Source organism: Micromonospora trifolii, assembly GCF_022229005.1.
Classification (GTDB): Bacteria; Actinomycetota; Actinomycetes; order Mycobacteriales; family Micromonosporaceae; genus Micromonospora; species Micromonospora trifolii.
On sequence record NZ_JAKKFD010000049.1, the window covers coordinates 23,578 to 38,790 of the forward strand.

Here is a 15,213-nt window from a genome sequence, read left to right on the forward strand (position 1 = left end):
ATCACGGAGGCACCGATGAAACGCACCGCCACCACCATCCTGGCCACCGCCGCCCTGCTCCTCGCCGCTACCGGCTGCGGTGGAGACGACAACGCCGGCAGCACCAACGCCGACGGCAGCAAGCAGGTCACCCTCACCCTCAACTGGGTGCCCTACGGCGAGCACGCGCCCTTCTACTACGGCCTGCAGAAGGGCTACTACTCCGCCGAGGGCATCGACCTGAAGATCCTGCCCGGCAACGGCTCGGGCAACACCGTCAAGCAGGTCGCCCAGAAGCAGACCGACTTCGGCTGGGCGGACAGCCCGGTGCTGCTGAAGTCGGTGGCCAGCGGCATGCCGGTGCGCAGCCTCGGCGCGTACCTGGAGAAGGGACCCTCCTCGGTGGAGTTCTTCACCGAGGAGAACATCAAGACCCCGGCCGACCTCAAGGGCAAGACCGTGGGCGGCACCCCCGGCGACGCCCTCTACGCCACCTTCCCGGCCTGGCTGGAGAAGAACGGCCTCAAGAAGGACGACGTCAAGGTGGTCAACGTCGACGCCGCCGGCAAGATCGCCGCCCTGGCCGAGGGCAAGGTCGACGCCATCATGGGCTTCTTCCACGACCAGGCGCCCACCATCGAGAGCAAGACCGGCAAGAAGGTCGACGTGCTGCTCTTCGCCGACTATGGGATGAACCTGCTCGGCACCGGCCTGATCGCCAACACCCAGACCCTGCAGAAGGACCCGGAGCTGGTCCGCAAGTTCGTCAGGGCCACCCAGAAGTCCTGGGCCGACGCCGCCCGGGACCCGGCCGGAGCGGTGAGCGCGATGACGGCTCTGGCCGAGAACGAGCCGGCGCCCGAGGTGCTCACCAAGCAGCTCACGCTCAACATGCCGCTGATCGGCGCGGACGGCCCGCCCGGGGTGAACACCGAGGCCCAGTGGACCGAGACCATCGACCTGATGTCCCGCTACGCCGAGCTGAAGGACCCGGGAGCGCCCAGCGCGTACTGGGACTCCTCGTACGCGGCGCAGGGGTGACCCGGTGACCGCCGCGCCGGCAGCCACCGGCACCGCCATCGGCATGTCCGGGCTGACCGTCCGGTTCACCACCCGGCGGTCGCAGACCACAGCGTTGGACGACGTGTCGCTGGACATCGAGCCGGGCGAGTTCGTCACGATCGTCGGCCCGTCCGGCTGCGGCAAGTCCACTCTCCTGAAGATCGTCGCGGGGTTGGTCAAGCCGACCAGCGGCGAGGTGTCGTTGCTGGAACGCCCGGTGCGCGGCCCGCAGAAGGAGATCGGCTTCGTCTTCCAGAAGGCCGCGCTGCTGGAGTGGCGCGGCGCCCGAGCCAACATCCTGCTCCAGGCCGAGATGCGCGGCATGGACCGGACGCAGGCCGCCCGCCGCGCCGACGAGCTGATCGAGATGACCGGCCTGACCGGCTTCGAGAAGGCGTTGCCACACGAGCTGTCCGGCGGCATGCAGCAGCGGGTGGCACTCTGCCGCGCGCTGCTGCACTCCCCGCCGGTGCTGCTCATGGACGAACCGTTCGGCGCCCTGGACGCGCTGACCCGCGAGCAGATGAACGCCGAACTGCACCGGATCTGGCGGGAGACCGGGACCACAGTGGTGCTGGTCACCCACTCCATCGCCGAGGCGGTCTTCCTCGGCACCCGGGTCGTGGTGATGAGTCCCCGGCCCGGCCGCATCATCCGCACCTTCCCGGTCGAGCTGCCGGCGCACCGCGACTACGCGCAGGTGATGTCGGATCCCCGCTTCGACCGGCTCGCCACCGACCTGCGTGGGTTGCTCGGCAGCGCGGCCGCCAACCACTGAGCGCGGATCGGCACGACCAGCACGACGGAAGGAACACCATGACCCGCAGGTCGATCGGCATCATCGTCAACGGCGTGACCGGACGGATGGGCTACCGGCAGCATCTCGTCCGGTCGCTGCTGGCCATCCGCGAATCCGGTGGTGTGGCGCTGGCCGACGGCACCACAATCTGGCCGGAACCGGTCCTGGTCGGGCGCAACGAGACGAAGCTGCGGGAGCTCGCCGAGCGGCACGGGCTGACCGAGTGGACCACCGACCTGACCTCGGCGCTGGCCCGCGACGACGTCGAGATCTACTTCGACGCGCAGGTCACCCAGCAACGGGAGAAGGCGATCCGGCAGGCCATCGAGGCCGGCAAGCACATCTACACGGAGAAGCCCCTGGCCGAGGACACCGCGGCCGCTCTCGACCTGGCCCGGGCGGCGGACGCGGCCGGCGTCCGCACCGGTGTCGTGCAGGACAAACTGTTCCTGCCCGGTCTGCGCAAGCTCAAGCGCCTCATCGACGGCGGCTTCTTCGGCCGGATCCTCTCGGTGCGCGGTGAGTTCGGGTACTGGGTCTTCGAGGGCGACTGGCAGCCCGCTCAGCGACCGTCGTGGAACTACCGGGCCGAGGACGGCGGCGGCATCGTTGTCGACATGTTCCCGCACTGGCACTACGTGCTGGAGGAGCTGTTCGGCCGGGTCACGGCCGTCTCCTGCGTGACCGCCACCCACGTGCCCGAACGGGTCGACGAGGCCGGTCAGCCGTACGCGGCCACCGCCGACGACGCCGCGTACGCCACCTTCGAACTCGACGGCGGCATGATCGCGCAGATCAACTCGTCCTGGGCCGTGCGGGTGTACCGCGACGAACTGGTGGAGTTCCAGGTCGACGGCACGGAGGGCAGCGCTGTCGCCGGCCTGCGCAACTGCCGGGTGCAGCACCGGGCGGTCACCCCGAAGCCGGTGTGGAACCCGGACCTGCCGGCCACCGAGGACTTCCGCGACCAGTGGGCCGAGGTACCCGACAACGAGGAGTTCGACAACGGCTTCAAGGTGCAGTGGGAGGCGTACCTGCGGCACGTGGTGGCCGACGAGCCGTTCCGGTGGGACTTCCTGGCCGGCGCGCGCGGTGTGCAGCTCGCCGAGCTGGGGCTGCGCTCGGCCCGCGAGGGTGGTCGCATCGAGGTGCCGGAGCTGCGCTCATGACCGCCGCCGAGGTGATGCTGCCCGGTGGGCGGCGGCACCGGCTGGCCGGGGGGAGCGGCTTCGCCCGACCGGACGCGCCGGCGACCAGCCGGATCGCGTACGCCGCCGCGCACGTGGTCGCCGACCCGCGCTCGGAGAACGTGCCGGGTGCCCCGGCGGCGGTGGACTGGGACACCACCCTCGCCTTCCGGCGGCACCTCTGGTCGTACGGGCTGGGGGTCGCCGAGGCGATGGACACCGCCCAGCGGGGGATGGGGCTGGACTACCCGGCCACCCGGGAGCTGATCCGGCGCAGCGCCGCCGAGGCCCGCGCGGTGGGCGGGCGGATCGTCGCCGGAGTCGGCACCGACCAACTGCCCGTCGGCCCGGCCACAGTGGCGGCGGTCACCGCCGCGTACGCCGAGCAGCTCGACGACGTCCGCGCCGCCGCGGCCCGACCGGTGCTGATGTGCAGCCGGCACCTGGCCGCCGCCGCGCGCGGCCCGGAGGACTACCTGCGGGTGTACGACGAGCTGCTGGGCGCCGCCGACGAACCGGTGGTGCTGCACTGGCTGGGCCCGATGTTCGACCCGGCGTTGACCGGCTACTGGGGTGCTGTCGACCTGGACCTGGCCGCCGACACGGTGATCGAGCTGATCAAGGCGCGCCAGTCCAAGGTGGACGGCATCAAGGTGTCGCTGCTGGACGCCGACCGGGAGGTGGCGTTGCGCCGCCGCCTGCCGGCCGGGGTGCGCCTCTACACCGGTGACGACTTCCACTACCCGGAGCTGATCCGCGGTGACGAGGTGGGTCACTCCGACGCGCTGCTCGGGGTGTTCGCGGCCATCGCGCCGGCCGCCGCCGCCGCGCTGGCCGCGCTGGACCGGGGGGACCTGACGGCGTACGACGAGATCTTCGGGCCCACAGTGCCGCTGGCCCGGCACCTGTTCGCGGCGCCGACCTGGCACTACAAGACGGGGATCGTGTTCCTGGCCTGGTTGGCCGGACACCAGGACCATTTCACGATGGTCGGCGGCGCCCAGTCCGGCCGGTCCCCCGCGCACCTGGCCACCCTGCTCACCCTGGCCGACGCGGCCGGGCTGCTGCCCGACGCCGACCTGGCCGCCGCCCGCGCCCGGGCCTTCTTCACTGTGGCGGGGGTGGAGCAATGAGCCTCGCGCGCTTCTCGTTCAACCAGGCGACCACCCAGCGCTGGCCGCTGCCCGAGGTGGTGGCCGGGTGCGTCGCGGCCGGCGTGCCGGGCATCGGCCTGTGGCGGGAGCCGGTGGCCGGGTACGGGTTGGCCCGCTCGGCGAAACTGGTCCGCGACGCCGGCCTCACCGTCACCTCGCTGTGCCGGGGCGGGTTCTTCTCCGCCGACGACTGGCGCGCGGAGAACCTGCTGGCCATCGAGGAGGCCGCCGTCCTCGGAGCTCCGGAACTGGTGCTGGTCTCCGGTGGGTTGCCGGCCGGCAGCCGGGACGTCGACGGTGCCCGGCAGCGGGTCGCCGACGCGATCGGCGAGCTGGCCCCACACGCCGAGGCCGCCGGCGTACGGCTGGCCATCGAGCCGCTGCACCCGATGTTCGCCGCCGACCGGTGCGTGATCGCCACCCTCGGCCAGGCGCTGGACATCGCCGAGCGGTTCGACCCCTCGGTGGTCGGCGTGGTCGTCGACGCGTACCACGTCTGGTGGGACGACACGGTGTACGCGCAGATCGCGCGGGCCGCCACCCGGATCGCCGCGTTCCAGGTCTGCGACTGGGTGACCCCGCTGCCGGAGGGGGTGCTGCTCGGCCGGGCGCTGCCCGGCGACGGCTGCATCGAGCTGCGTCGGCTGCGCGAGGCGGTGGACGCGGCCGGCTACGTCGGCCCGATCGAGGTGGAGGTCTTCTCCGCCGAGGTGTGGGCGCGTCCGGGCGCGGAGGTGCTCGACGCGGCGATCGCCGGCTACCTGCGCCACGTTGTCTGACGTCCCCGAACGGCGGTGGCCGGCGGCGGTCGGCGCCTGGCTGGGCATCGGCACCGCACCCGCCACGCTGGTGCTCGGCGCGGCGATGGCCGCCCGACACGAAGGCGCGGTGCCGGTGGCCGGGCTGCTGGTCGGCGGGGCGCTGATGGCGGCCCTGCTCTGGGGGCAGGGCCGGATCGGGCTGCGCCGACCGCTCGGCGACGGCGGGACGCTGACCGCGGTCCTGCCCGCGTACCTGGGGGACACCTCGCGGCTGCTGCTGGCGGCGGTGCTGGCCGTGTCGATGGTCGGCTGGAACGGGTTCAACGTCGGGCTCGGCGGGGCCTCGCTGGCCGCGCTGACCCACCTGCCGGGCTGGGCCGGGCCGGTGCTGCTGGAGATGGCGGTCCTCGCCGTCTCCTGGGCGCCGGCCCGGCTCGGCAACCGGGTCGCTGTGGTCACCACGCTCAGCGCGGTGGTGCTGGTCGGCTGGTGCCTGGCGGTGCTGCCACCACCCGGCGCGCCGGTCCGCCTCGCCGGCGGCGGGCTCGCCGACGCCGCCGCGCTGATCGGGTACGCGGCAGTGTTCGCGCTGCGGGCACCGGACTTCAGCGTGGGTCTTTCCCGAAGGCGGGACCTGGCCTGGTGCGTGGGGCTGCTGATCGGGCCGGCGCTGCTCGGGGTGCTCGCCGGCGCCGGCCTGTGGTTACGGACCGGCTCGGCCGACGTGGTCGCGCTGCTCGCCGCCGGGTCGGGGCTGGCCGCGTACGCGAATCTGTTCGTCGCGGTGGCGGTCTTCGCGGCGGCGCTGACCACCACCTACTCCGGCTCGTTGGCGTTGCGGGGCCTCGCCCCCCGCCTGCCGGCGCGGGCGGCGATGCTGGTCGTCGCGGTGCTCGGCGGGATGCTGGCGGTGGCGCGGTTCGACCGTCTGGTGCTGCCCTGGCTGACAGTGCTGGCCGCCGCGTTGCCGGTGCTGGTGGTGCCGATGGCAGTGGAAGCCGCGGCCCGTCGGCGCGGTCGGGCCCCGCGTACCGTGCCGGCCTGGTGCTGGGTGCCGCCGGCGCTGCTCGCGGTGGCCTGCACGCTCGCCGGGGTGGGCGCCGCCCCGCTGCTCGGGCTGGCCGTCGCCGGAGTACTCACACTGCGTTGGCGGCGCCTGAATGGCACATGCCAATAACCACGAGTCAGTCGCGCGGCTTGATGTAGTCGGTGAGGGCGCGCATTTCCTCAACCTACTGGCGTTGGACAGAAGAAAACCGCGATGGCGCCTTCGGCCGTTGCGCAGGGAAGAGGTGCCCGCTGTGTACTGTCGGCTCCTGCCCTGGGTTGTCGTGACCTAGATCGTTGACCGGTATTTCTCCTCTTCACTCGTGCCACTACTATCTCCTCCGCTCCCGGTCAATGGTCCCGAATGGAACCCCTGTCCGGAAACCTCCGGGCAGCCCAATGCTGGGATCTTGATTTGGTGGTCTTGTCGTACCGGGCCCCTACGATGTGCCGATGACGCGATTCGTGCAGCAGCCCGACTACGAGGGTGCGGAGTTCATCGACCTGTCAATGGCCAGCGCAACCTTCCGCGAGGTGGATCTCAGCGGCGCCCGGATGCGTGGCGTGCTGCTGTTGGACGCCGACATCGACGGGGCGATCGACGGCCTGCGCGTCAACGGCGTGGAGGTCATGCCATTGATCGAGGCCGAGCTGGATCGCCTGCACCCCGAACGGCTTCGACTGCAGCCAACCACACCCGAGACGATGCGCGATGCGGTGGATGTCATCGAGGAGCTGTGGCAAGCGACGCTGCGACGCGCAAGCGTGCTGCCAGAGGAAGCCGTCCACAGATCAGTGAACGACGAATGGTCGCTCGCCCAGACCCTGCGCCACACGATCTTCGTCGTGGACGCCTGGTATGGCCACGCGGCGGCCCTTCGCCCGAACCCGTTCCATCCGATCGGCGTACCCGCATCGTTCACCACCAACGGCACCGAGTTCGGCATCGACGAGTCGGCCGCGCCCACCCTCGGCGAAATCCTCGCCGTGCGCGCCGAGCGGATCGCCGATCTGCGCGCATATCTGGCGCAGGTCACGCAGGAGGAGCTGGACCGCGTGCGGGGGCCGAACACCGCGATCGGCTGCCCGCCGCCCGCCGAACGTACGGCGGTCAAGTGCCTGCAAGTCATCTTCAGCGACCAGTGGGCACACGTGCAGTTCGCCGACCGCGACCTGGCCATCCTGGAACAGGAGTATGCGTGATGCTCCGGGAGGTCCTGGTAGGTGTGACACGTCGCGGTGGTTGCGTGACAGACGGATGAAGGGTGTCCCGGATCGACGTTCTCACACACGTCGACCGTGAGTCCTACATGATCGCCGACCTGGACACCCTTCCCGAACTGGCTACGCCAACGCATCGAAGCGATCATCTGGACGTTGAAGAGCCAACTCGGCCTGGAACAACACGGCGGGCGGGTACCGGCCGGCCTATGGACCCGTGTCCTGCAACGCCTGCTCGCCCTCAACGCCGCGATCTGGCACAACTGGACCATCGACGCACCCGTCAAACGCTCCTTGATCGCCTACGACCATTGATGACCTGCCCAGAATTACCGGTCAACGATCTAGGCGGCGGGCGGAATGGTGGCGTCGATGAGGTGCGGGCCCGGCTGGTTCAGTGCGGCGGAGAACTGCTCCGCGAGTTGCTCGGCGGTGGTGGCGCGGGTGGCGGGCATCCCGAACGCGTTCGCCAGCCCGACGAAGTCGATCTGAGGGTTGGTCAGGTCGAACAGCGGATTGGTGTCGGGGTTGGCCGAGCCCGGCTGCTTGCTGAAGTATCCCCACTCCTGGCGCAGGATCGCGTACCCGTGGTTGTTGAGGATCACGTTGGTGATGTTCAACCGCTCGCGTACCTGGGTCCAGAGCGCGGTGGCGGTGTACATGACGCAGCCGTCGGCCACCAGCGCCACCACCGGTCTGTCGGGTGCGGCGACGGCGGCGCCGACGGCCAGCGGCAGGCCGTCGCCCATGGCGCCACCGGTCTGCATCAGCACGTCGTGTCGGGGAGCGCCGGCGGTGGCGGCGGCGAGGGCGGTGCCGGAACTCACGGACTCGTCGATGATGATGGCCCGTTCGGGTAGCAGCGCCGCGATGACGTCGGCCCAGTTCTCCACTGTGAGTGCGCCGGTGGGTAGTGCCGGTCGGTGTGGGTCGGTAACCGGGGCGGCCGCGTCCGGTGCCACCAGGTCGGCGAGTCGGATCAGCGCGGCGACGGCGTCCTGACCGACCTCGGCCAGGACGTGCGTCTGTGCGCCCTCGGGTACGAGGAGGCTCGGCTGGTCGGGGTAGGCGAAGAGCGAGACCGGTGCCTTGGTGCCCGCGACGACGACGTGCCGCGCCCCGTGCAGTTGGTCGAGCACCTGGTCGGGATAGAAGCCGAGCCGGGAGAACGCGGGTAGGCCCGCCCCTCGTTCGACCCGGTTGGAGTAGAGCTCCTGGAAGACCCGTGCACCGGTCGCCGCGGCGATGCGGCCCGCTGCCAGCAGGCCCGCCTCCCGCAGAGCCGGTCCGCCGATCACCAGTGCTGTCGTCTCGCCGCTCTGGAGAGTCTCCGCGACCTGCGTGATCGTCTCCTGCTCGACGGTCGGCGTCGGCCGGGACCGTACGGGAGCGCCGGCCGTGCCTCCGTCGGACCAGGACACGTCCGCCGGCATGATCACGGTGGCGATGTGTCCGGGTGGCTCCAGGACGGCGGCGAGGGCGGCTGCGGCGTCCGGGCCGGCGCCGGCGGCGTCCTCGGGGCGGCGGACGGGACCGCGCAGCCATCCCGCGAGGGCGGCGATGTCGGAGTTCAACGGTGGGTCGAAGGCGGTGTGGAACGTCGCGTGGTCCCCGACGATGTTCACCACCGGCGAGTTGGCGCGGCGGCTGTTGTGCAGGTTCGTCAGGCCGTACGCGAGACCGGGCCCGAGATGCAGCAGCGTCGCGGCGGGCTTGCCCGCGATCCGGGCGTAACCGTCGGCCGCGCCGCTGACCACGCCCTCGAAGAGAGCGAGTACGCCGTGCAGCTCGGGAACCGACTCAAGCGCCCCGACCAGGTGCAGCTCGGTGGTGCCGGGGTTCGTGAAGAGCACCTCGACCCCGCCGTCGACCAGTGTCCGCAGCAGTGCTTCCGCGCCGTTCACACACGTCACCCCATCGCCGGTCCGATCAGCAGTGATTCGATACTAAACTCGCATTTCGGACTAGTGCTGCTAGGTTCGGCGAAGTAGACCGGTAGGTGAAGAGGGGGGCCGATGGGACGGGGATGGGTCGAACGTCGCCACCGGGCCCGGTGCCTGGACATCAGCATCGACCGCTCGTTCGAGGAATTTCGGCAGCAGTATGAGGCGGCCGTCCCGGCCTACGACGCGACGGCGTTCAACGCGCTGGTGGCCCGTAACGCGCCCTGGGACGATGTCCTAGCCCTCATGCGCGACCGCGCGCCGCACGCCTTCCTCATCTACTGGAGCAGCGGCGACCTGCGACCGATGATGAACCTTGCTGGCGACCCCAGGCACTGCGTCGAATACCTGATGGGCAACCACACCACGGCCGAGCGGATGTTCCGCCACGACCCGGCGGTCATGCTGTACGCGCCGCTGCGCACGTTGATCAGCGACGGCCCCGACGGTGGAGCACGCTTCGTCATCGAGCAACCCAGTCACGCGTTCGGCTCCTTCGGGGTGGACGCCATCCACGAGGTGGGCCTGGAACTCGACAGTGAGGTCGCCGCCCTCCTGGCGTACCTCGAGGTGCCCGTGCCGGCGGGTCTGTCCGACTAGGGCAACCGCTGCTCGGGCTGGCCCTGGCCGGGGTGTACGCCCTGCTCCGGCGTCGTCGGGAAAAGTGATCTAGGCGCGGCCGGCAGAACGTGATCTTATACGCACCGGCGATCCGTAACACCGTGCAAACCATCGATTAACCATCGGCGGCTTAGGTGGGGGAGCGCTCCCATGAGCGGGTCGCGATCGATGCACAGCTCCACAAGGGAGCAACCGAAAGGAGCCTCGTGGCTACAGGCACGAGCGGAAACAGGCTGCGAAGACTGGCGCTACCTACGCTGGTCGTCGCCCTGATCACCGGCACCACCGGTATCGCGGGAACGGCGTCGGCGGCACCTGCGGGGTCGTCGGGCAACGGCAGCGGCGCCGGCTACTTCACCGCCGGGTCCGACCGTAAGGTCACCCTGACCGACGGGGCCGACCGTCGACCCGGCGGCAACCGTGCGGCCACGCCGAAGGCAGCCGTCGACGAGACCGGCTCCGGCATGTACGTCGTCGAGTTGGCCGAAGACCCGTTGACCACGTACACCGGTGGGGTGTCCGGTCTGGCGCGGACCCGCCCGGCGGCGGGTAACCGGCTGGACGTGACGTCGACGCCGGCGCAGGCGTACCGCCGGCACCTCGACACGCAGCGCGGCGCCGTCACCGCCGCCGCCAGGGTCACTGTCAACGCCGTCTACACCGCAGCCTTCAACGGGTTCTCCGCGAAGCTGACCGCCCAGCAGGTGAGCACGTTGCGGGCGGACAAGCGCGTCCGCGCCGTCACCGCCTCCCGGGCCCTCGGTACCCCCTCGGCGCCGCCCACCGCGACCACGGCGACCGCCGCCAACCCGACGCCCGCCACCCCGAGTGGTGCGGAGCAGTCGGCGCCGACGGACCGCACCGGCCGGCCGGCCAAGCCCGGCCCCGGCACGGGCGCGGGCATGGTGATCGGCGTCCTGGACACAGGCATCTGGCCGGAGAGCGCGTCGTTCGCCAAGAAGATGCCCGCTCCCGCGACCTGGCACGGCACCTGCCAGACCGGCGTGGCCTTCGTGGCCGAGCACTGCAACGGCAAGATCGTCGGTGCCCGCTACTTCGCCGACTCGTGGCTCGCCGGCGGTGGCTCGGTGCCCGAGGGTGAGTTCCTGTCCCCCCGCGACGCGTCCGGGCACGGCACCCACACCGCCTCCACGGCAGCCGGCCTACCGATCTCGAACGTCACGATCGACGGTCGCCGCTTCGGTCCCGTCTCCGGCGTGGCGCCGGACGCTCAGATCGCCGTCTACAAGGTGCTCTGGGGTGGCATGGGCTACGACGCCGACATCATCGCCGGCATCGACGCGGCCGTCGCCGACGGCGTGCAGGTGCTGAACTTCTCGATCGGCTCGCAGCTCGGCGACTGGGAGGCCAACACCCCCATCGGCGTGGCGTTCCTCAACGCCTCGCTGGCCGGGGTCTTCGTGGCGGCATCGGCCGGCAACACCGGCATCGTGAGTGGAGCGATCAGCAACGCGGCACCCTGGGTGACAACTGTCGGCGCGGCGGTGACCAAGCTCGACGAGGCCACCGCCAAGCTGGGCGACGGCACGAAGCTGGTCGGCGGCTCGCTGGACGCGCTGCCCGGCGGTGGCGCACGGCCGCTGGTCTTCGGTGAACAGGCCGGCTCGCCGGATCTGGGCGCTGTCTACTGCGAGCCCGGCAGCCTGGACCCCGCCAAGATAAAGGGGAAGGTGGTCGCCTGCGCGCTGTCCGACATGTTCGGCTCCGCCGCCGAGATCAAGGCCAAGGGCGGGGCGGCGATGGTGGTCTTCGACCCGGTCGGCAACTACCGGATCAACTCCATCTTCAACTTCCCGGTGGTCTACCTGCCGACCGAGAAGCAGGCCGGCACGCTGTTCAACTACCTGATGCGCCACCCCACCGACGCCACGGTGTCGCTGCGCGCCGGCGGTGACGGCTCCAGCGTCCCCGGCATACCGAGCGTGGCGGACTTCTCCTCCACCGGCCCGGACAAGGTGACCCTCGGCGTCTTCAAACCGGACCTGGTCGCGCCCGGTTCCAACATCATCGCCGCGGTCTCACCAGCGGGCAACTTCGGGCGACAGTACGACGCGTACTCCGGCACCTCGATGGCCTCGCCATACGTGGCCGGAGCGGCGGCGATCCTGCGCGCCACGCACCCGGACTGGTCACCCGGCGCGGTCGCCTCGGCCCTGCGTACCACCGCCACCGACACCGTCGGCACCAGCAGCCCCCTCGACCAGGGCAGCGGATTCATCAATCTGCCCCGAGCCGCCGACCCGGGACTGGTCATCGAACCCACGGCGGCGGAACTGATCGAGTTCAGCCAGACGGCCGAACCCGACGGCAAGGCACTCAACCTGCCGGCCATCTCGTTGCGGGAGTACGACGGCACCCGCCCGGTGACCCTCACCCGCACCCTGACCAATGTGGGCAAGGCGCGGGAGACCTACCGTTCGTCGGTGTCCGGTCTGCCCGGCATGAAGGTCACCGTGTCACCGGCATCGGTGACCCTGGCGCCCGGGACGTCCGCGACGGTCACCATCACGCTGCGTCGGGGCAGCGCGCCCTGGGACCGGTACGTGACCGGGTCGATCACCTGGCAGGGCAAGGCGCACAGCGCCCGGATCCCGGTCGCCGCCCGTCCGTGGGGCATCTCGGCCCGGCCGTACGCGGACGACGGCGAGGAGTTCGCCCGGATGACAAACGGCGCCTTCGGCATGGTCCAGCCGGGCTTCACCGGGTCGCTCGTCGGTCGCAGCACCGGATACACCCCGATGCGGCGCACGTCGTACTCGATGCCGGCCGGCGTCTACGGCGGCGTGTTCGACCCGAGCGCCACCGGCGTGAAGAAGGTCGACTTCACAGTGCCGGCGAACACCGCCGGCATTGTCGTCGAGGCCAACACCGCCGATCCGAACACGAACCTCGATCTCTACCTGTACAAGGGCGACACCCTCATCTACAGCAGTGACAGGTTCTGGACCAGCGCCGAGCAGGCGTACAAGTTCCTGCCCGAGCCGGGGCGCTACACCGCGTACGTGTTCGCACAGTACCCCGGTGGTCCCGTCGTCGACTTCGAGCTGGGCCACGCCATCATCGGCCGTAACGCGACGTATTCCGGTGCCACCCTCACACTGCCCTCCACCTCGGAGCGCGGTCAGGGCTTCAACTTCACGCTGAAGCCGAACAAGCCGCTGGCCGAGGGCGACTTCTGGGCGTACACCGAGTACCGCACCAACGGCACTGTGGTCCCCGGCAACCTCGTCTACACCCAACAGAGTTCCTGGCAGTAACAGTTCAGCCGGGTGTGGGGCGCTGCCGATGTGCACCGCCCCACACCCGGAACCACCGTTCAGGCCGGGCCGTTGACCAGCGGGTCGTGGACCCGGCCGAGGAACAGCGGTACGCCGGTGAGCCGGTCGTGGATGACGTACAGGAATGGCCGGTTGACGAAGAACTGCGGCCCTTGCGGGATCGACGGCGGCCGGACGATGACAGCCGACGCGGCTGCGGCCTCGGTGCCCTTCTCGTCCACCGCGATGAACGTCTCGTGCACCACGTCGTCGATGCACAGGGCCGGTTCGGTGCTCATGCCGGTGAAGTCGGCCTGTGACGTGAATGCCGTGGGCATGCCGAGGCTGCTCAGCGCGGCACCCAGCTCGGCCGGCAGGCGGAACGTCCACCGGGGCAGGCGCAGCTGAACGTCGGTGATCTGGAAACCGGTCAGCAACGCGCCCAGCCAGGCCGCATCGAGCCTCGCCTCGACCGCGGCGAGATCGTCCCGGGTCGGCATGACGATGGCCATGGCAAGCCCGTCGCCCGCGTACGGCACGTCGACTGCGCGCCACCCGTCTCCCTCGAGGTAGCCCATCCTGTCGAACGGCCCGCGCATGATCGGGACGTCGACGACCGTCCCGTCATCCCTGGTGAACGGTCCCACCGCCGTGGCCGCCACTGTGAACGGGTACTTCCAGGCCGCCTTGAGGTAGATCGTGTTGGTCAGCATCAGGCTGGTGTCGGGGCCCACAGCGTCGGGCTGCAACAGCTCCGGGATCTTCGCGTTGGTCCGATCGGACACCCAGGTGTTGATCTCCTGGCGGGCCACCTCCGGCGCGCCGCGGAAGTCGACCGGTTGCGGCGCGGCACCGTAGTAGCCGGCCAGGGCGTCCCGGAACCCGGGCCGCAGGACCAGGTCGAGTCGTGTCCACAGCGCGTTCGCAATGGTCAGCCGAGGCTGCTTGATCCCGTCACCGCCCTGGTAACGGCCGGCGAGCGTCTGCTCAACGGTGTTGAGCCCGCTGTCGAGCGCGTAGGGGCGCGGATGCGGCGCGTGTAGCACCACGTCCATCTCGTCCGCAGTGGTCGAGCCGGCGCCCGCCCTGGTCATCGCGAGCGCGAGCCCGACCGAGTACGGCGCGCACACCACGTTGCCGCCGGCCCGGGTCGACGCCACTGTGCGGTAGAGGTCGGCCGTGAAGCCGCGAACGGCGGTAGCGGCGGCCTGCATCGTGGCCGGGTCGGCTGGTACGCGGTCCGCATTCGCCGGGGTGGGCGACGGGCCGAGCCAACGGGAATCACCTGGGACGGCGGTAAGGGCAGCGGCGGCAAGTGGTACCGCCCGCAGGACCGATCGACGCGAGACCATGTATCGACGGTAGCCTATTTCTGCCTTTCTGGGGTGCCCGGAGGTTCGGACCGCGACGGCCCTGGTGCCGCCCTCAGGGCAACAGGTACGCGGTCAGGCGGTCGGCGAGTTGCCTCGGGTGGCTGAGCGGCATGCAGTGACCGCCGTCGACTTCGTCCGGGACGACACCGAGTCGGTCGGCGGCAACCCGGCGCTGAAAGTCCGCCGGGAAGAACCGGTCCTCGCGGGCGAGGAGCACCGTCGTCGGCACGTCTGGCCAGGCGTCCAGTGGCCACGGCTCGTCGCCCTCCGCGCTGACCTGGCTCCGGCTGTGTGATGCTGCCTCCGCGATGATCTCGGCCGGGACGCCGTTGTAGAACTGCTGCTCCTCGCTGAGCCCGTCCGCGCTGCGGTAACCGGTGTTGGCCCACCAGTCACCGGGCCTCTCACCGGGCGTGGGGACCATCGGTGTGAGCAGGACGATCAGCCGCACCGGCAGCTTGTCGGCAACGAGCGGCGCGGTGAACGCACCGTACGAGTGCCCGACGACCACGAGGTCTCCCCGGTCGCCGACCGCGTCGACGACCGTCCGGCAGAACTCGGTGAACCCGGCGGACCTGTCCTCGATCGGCAGTTCCGGTACGACCACGTCGTGGCCGCGGCCGGTCAGCTCGGGCACAAGGAGATGCCAGTCCCAGGCGCTGCCCCCGCCACCGTGGATCAGAACGAACGTCGCCATGCCCCGAAGCCTCACACACGGGTATGACACGCGCCTCTGTGGATGACGATGCACTGGATACGGACGACGAGCGCCGCCCCACCGTCACCGG

General features: G+C 70.6%; 12 protein-coding genes and 1 pseudogene. 10 read left to right on the plus strand and 3 right to left on the minus strand.

Annotated features, from left to right (window positions below; genetic code table 11):
- The first annotated feature begins 15 nt into the window (after positions 1-15).
- From NIE79_RS27435 to NIE79_RS27470, 8 genes and pseudogenes are all read left to right on the plus strand, one after another.
- Complete coding sequence (locus NIE79_RS27435; RefSeq protein ID WP_238681313.1) at positions 16-1,020, plus strand: ABC transporter substrate-binding protein; 1,005 nt, start codon at positions 16-18, stop codon at positions 1,018-1,020.
- A gap of 43 nt (positions 1,021-1,063) precedes the next feature.
- Positions 1,064-1,819 (plus strand): ABC transporter ATP-binding protein, encoded by a 756-nt coding sequence (locus NIE79_RS27440; protein ID WP_274524747.1) that lies wholly within the window; start codon positions 1,064-1,066, stop codon positions 1,817-1,819.
- Positions 1,820-1,857: 38 nt separating this feature from the next.
- Positions 1,858-3,009, plus strand: coding sequence for a Gfo/Idh/MocA family protein (locus NIE79_RS27445; protein WP_238681315.1), 1,152 nt, complete (start codon positions 1,858-1,860; stop codon positions 3,007-3,009).
- Positions 3,006-4,160 (plus strand): dihydrodipicolinate synthase family protein, encoded by a 1,155-nt coding sequence (locus NIE79_RS27450; RefSeq protein ID WP_238681316.1) that lies wholly within the window; start codon positions 3,006-3,008, stop codon positions 4,158-4,160. Before NIE79_RS27445 ends, NIE79_RS27450 begins: the two co-directional genes overlap by 4 nt.
- Positions 4,157-4,960 (plus strand): sugar phosphate isomerase/epimerase family protein, encoded by an 804-nt coding sequence (locus tag NIE79_RS27455; RefSeq protein ID WP_238681317.1) that lies wholly within the window; start codon positions 4,157-4,159, stop codon positions 4,958-4,960. Before NIE79_RS27450 ends, NIE79_RS27455 begins: the two co-directional genes overlap by 4 nt.
- Positions 4,953-6,119 (plus strand): purine-cytosine permease family protein, encoded by a 1,167-nt coding sequence (locus tag NIE79_RS27460; protein ID WP_238681318.1) that lies wholly within the window; start codon positions 4,953-4,955, stop codon positions 6,117-6,119. Before NIE79_RS27455 ends, NIE79_RS27460 begins: the two co-directional genes overlap by 8 nt.
- A 323-nt stretch (positions 6,120-6,442) precedes the next feature.
- Entirely contained in the window at positions 6,443-7,192 is a 750-nt protein-coding gene (locus tag NIE79_RS27465) for a DinB family protein (protein WP_238681319.1), read from the plus strand.
- Positions 7,193-7,333: 141 nt separating this feature from the next.
- Positions 7,334-7,525, plus strand: a pseudogene (locus tag NIE79_RS27470) (IS982 family transposase); the annotation flags it as partial.
- Between the two features lie 29 nt (positions 7,526-7,554).
- Here the strand turns inward: NIE79_RS27470 and NIE79_RS27475 are convergent.
- The gene (locus tag NIE79_RS27475) at positions 7,555-9,114 is read right to left on the minus strand and encodes an acetolactate synthase large subunit (protein ID WP_238681320.1); all 1,560 of its coding nucleotides are present in this window, start codon (positions 9,112-9,114) and stop codon (positions 7,555-7,557) included.
- 111 nt (positions 9,115-9,225) lie between these two features.
- On the opposite strand from NIE79_RS27475, the gene NIE79_RS27480 reads away from it, so the two are divergent.
- Positions 9,226-9,753, plus strand: a complete 528-nt coding sequence (locus NIE79_RS27480) for a DUF302 domain-containing protein (RefSeq protein WP_238681321.1) — start codon at positions 9,226-9,228, stop codon at positions 9,751-9,753.
- 227 nt (positions 9,754-9,980) lie between these two features.
- Positions 9,981-13,052: a S8 family serine peptidase gene (locus NIE79_RS33845; protein ID WP_308193241.1), complete on the plus strand. Its 3,072-nt coding sequence runs from the start codon at positions 9,981-9,983 to the stop codon at positions 13,050-13,052.
- Between the two features lie 59 nt (positions 13,053-13,111).
- Here NIE79_RS33845 and NIE79_RS27500 read toward each other — a convergent pair whose 3' ends face one another.
- Both NIE79_RS27500 and NIE79_RS27505 read right to left on the minus strand, forming a co-directional pair.
- Positions 13,112-14,404 carry a serpin family protein gene (locus NIE79_RS27500; protein WP_238681322.1) on the minus strand — a complete coding sequence of 431 codons (1,293 nt, stop codon included), beginning with the start codon at positions 14,402-14,404 and terminating at the stop codon, positions 13,112-13,114.
- Between the two features lie 73 nt (positions 14,405-14,477).
- Positions 14,478-15,122, minus strand: coding sequence for an alpha/beta fold hydrolase (locus tag NIE79_RS27505; RefSeq protein WP_238681323.1), 645 nt, complete (start codon positions 15,120-15,122; stop codon positions 14,478-14,480).
- Positions 15,123-15,213: the final 91 nt, after the last annotated feature.